Genomic DNA, 230 nt, shown 5'->3' with positions numbered 1-230 from the left:
TCTGCGCGAACTGGATATCGGTCGGGCGGTCACCGACCAAGGCCGAGCGCGCCCAGTCGATGCTGCGGTCCTGCAGGTACGGCAGCATCAAGCCGATGCCGGGCTTGCGCGTGGGCGCGTTGTCGTGCGGCCAGGTGCCATCGATCAACACGTCCCGGAACACGATGCCCTGGCGGGCGAAGATCTGCAGCATCAGGTCGTTGGGGCCGTCGAAGGATGCCGGCGGGGAG

At 67.8% G+C, this 230-nt stretch carries 1 pseudogene; it reads right to left on the bottom strand.

Annotation, left to right across the window (positions count from 1 at the left end):
- Positions 1–230: pseudogene (locus tag ACQG3P_RS25265) on the bottom strand (bifunctional histidinol-phosphatase/imidazoleglycerol-phosphate dehydratase); the annotation flags it as partial.

Source organism: Stenotrophomonas sp. SrG, assembly GCF_050031795.1.
Lineage (GTDB): Bacteria > Pseudomonadota > Gammaproteobacteria > Xanthomonadales > Xanthomonadaceae > Stenotrophomonas > Stenotrophomonas rhizophila_A.
Note: the sequence above shows the minus strand (reverse complement) of the source record. Positions and strands in the feature narration are given on the sequence as shown.